At 68.0% G+C, this 2,360-nt stretch carries 3 protein-coding genes and 1 pseudogene; all 4 read right to left on the bottom strand.

Annotation, left to right across the window (positions count from 1 at the left end):
• A pseudogene (locus tag GJ629_RS15485) lies at nt 1-261 on the bottom strand (hypothetical protein); the annotation flags it as partial.
• On the bottom strand, nt 262-657 hold the full coding sequence (locus GJ629_RS15480; protein WP_157513813.1) for a hypothetical protein: 396 nt from the start codon (nt 655-657) through the stop codon (nt 262-264).
• Nucleotides 654-800 (bottom strand): hypothetical protein, encoded by a 147-nt coding sequence (locus tag GJ629_RS15475; RefSeq protein ID WP_157513812.1) that lies wholly within the window; start codon nt 798-800, stop codon nt 654-656. Before GJ629_RS15475 ends, GJ629_RS15480 begins: the two co-directional genes overlap by 4 nt.
• On the bottom strand, nt 797-2,360 hold a 1,564-nt coding region (locus GJ629_RS15470; RefSeq protein ID WP_157513811.1), incomplete at its 5' end, for a type II secretion system F family protein. The genes GJ629_RS15475 and GJ629_RS15470, both read right to left, overlap by 4 nt.

Here is a 2,360-nt window from a genome sequence, read left to right as displayed (position 1 = left end):
CGTGTCCGCGCCGATCCATCGCCGCTCGGAGGCGTTGTAGTACAACAGTCCCGCCCTCAACTGACCGCTGCCGTCGGCCGTCGACAGCACGTCCGCGGCGATTTGGCGGTGTTGATGGTCGCCGCTGATTCGCTGGGCGCCGTCAGTCGGTACCGTCCCCGCCGCGACGACCACCGCGCCGAGCAACACGACGACGAACAGGTACGACTGGAGCGTCCACTTGACCGCCCGGTCGTCGCGAGCGAACTCCTCCAGTGCCATTCACCGACCCTCCCAGACGCTGACGGTCGCGGTGTAGTACTCGACCCGTCCGTCCCCGTCGTCGTCGCTCCCGAAGGAGACGAGGCGAGCGGCGACAGCCACGTCGCTCCGGGGCGGGACCGACGGACCGAGCGCGTGCCGGTACGGGTCGCTATCGCCGTGGGCGGCGGTGACGACACCGTCCTCGTCCTTGATGGTCACGTTGACACGGTAGCCCGGGCCGATGCCGAGCGCGTCCCGCAGATACTCCTGTCCGTCGTCCTCGGCCGCTATCGCACAGCTTCGGTTCGGCGTCGTCCCGAAGACGGCGCGGCTACAGCCGGGCGCGAGCAACTCGGCGTCGGGCGACGCGACCAGCATATCCTCGACCACCCGCTCGCTGGCGCGGACGCTCACCTGCTCGGCCGCGCCGGCCCTGCTCTGCTGGGCGTCGACGAGCGCCGAGGCGGCCGTGAAGTAGACGCTATCGCCCCGACGACGACGACCACTGCCGTCAGGAAGTCGAGCATCCCGGCCACGCCGCGGTCCCGTCGCGTCATGTGACCAGCGCCCACACCCCCGCGGTCAGGACGGTGTAGACGACGACGTATTTCAGCCCGGCCCACAGCGACGTGCGCCTGATGTAGCCAGTGACGAGGCCGGTCATCACTGCCTGCAACAGCGCCGCGTGGAAGTACAGCAGGTTGATCACCGACTGGTCGAGGACGGGCCCTGTCAGCGACTCCGTGGCCGACCGGTTGCTCGTGACGAGTTCGCCGATGGTCGGGACGAAAAAGACCCGGAGAAAGAGCAACACGCCGAGCAACACGAGGAACGTGACGGTGAGGATGGCCACCTGCTGGAGCATCCGGCTGTCGTACTCGGCGTCGAGTTCGTCGCGGGTCTCGGAGAGTTTCGCCGCCGTCCGGAGGACGCCCGTGATGGTGTCCGAAGCACGCTGTGCCCGCTCGATGAGCTTTATCGACCGCGCCAGCCGCGGCCGCCGGTAGCGGTTGGTCAGTTCCACGAGGCTGTCGCTGAGGCTGTGGCCGTACCGGACCTTCCGGTGGGCCTGCCTGAGTTCCGCCGCGAGCGGACTCGGGTTGTCCTCGGCGGCGATGCGAATCGACTCAAGCACCGAGTTGCCCGCCTCGTTGGCGTTGGCCATCTTCCGTATATCGGCGGTCATCGTCTCCGTAATTACCGCCCGCGAGCGGTGTCGCCACTCGATTGCCGCCGCCAGCGGCGCGAGGACGAGAACGCCCGGCAGTAGCACCCACGCCGTCGTCTGGGGGACCGGCGCCGCCAGAAACGCCGCCTGTAACCCCGGTATCGAGAGCGGCGCGAGCCACCCCAGCGCGTACTCGACACAGAGCACTGCGAACGCGACGGGCACTGTCACCGCCAGCGTGTAGGTCGGCCGCTCCCGGAAGACGTCCGGCGAGGCCAGTTCGCCGAGCGCGTGGCGTATCTCCCGGCGTCGAATCCGGTCGAACACCGGGTCGTCGTGGCGGTCGGCGTAGGCCGACGCCACGTCGACGGACAGCGGTCCCTGCTCCGGCGTCACCGACAGGGTCGTTCCGTCCTCGTAGGTCAGCCGTCCCGACCCCGGTTCGTCCTTCTTCGTCGTCGCCAGCAGAACGACGAACAGCAGGTTCAACCCCGGTATCAGGCCGTAGACGACGCTGTAGAGGATCACCGGACGCGGGTCGCCCAAAAGCGAGACGAGGACGAAGACGATGAGCGCGAACATAGGGACCGTCGACAGCGAGAGGTACGCCTGCCCGAACAGCTCTAAGACGTCCAGCCGCGCCTGCTGGCTCTGCTGGACGGACTGCAACTGGTGGTCCTTCTCGGCGTCGAGAAAGCGCGTGAGGTCCCCGCCGGAGTTGACGATAGAGAGCAGGTCCGTCAGGAACTGCTCCAAGGGATCACTCGGCGTCGCCTCGGCGACCCGTTCGACCGCGCTGCGGTAGTCCCGGTTGAAGTACGTCATCTCGTCGTGGATCCGCCGGAACGCGACGGCCACCTCGCCGTAGGTCGCTTCGCTGTCGGCCACCTCCGCGATCAGCCTGACGTGGTCGGCGCCGCCGACCGACAGCGCGTACATAAAAGGCGAC

This window comes from Halapricum sp. CBA1109 (genome assembly GCF_009741825.1).
Classification (GTDB): domain Archaea; phylum Halobacteriota; class Halobacteria; order Halobacteriales; family Haloarculaceae; genus Halapricum.
Note: the sequence above shows the minus strand (reverse complement) of the source record. Positions and strands in the feature narration are given on the sequence as shown.

Bases quoted from the DNA above. Each gene is read 5' to 3' on its own strand.
- GJ629_RS15475 (WP_157513812.1), bottom strand. From the start codon at position 800: ATGACGCGACGGGACCGCGGCGTGGCCGGGATGCTCGACTTCCTGACG.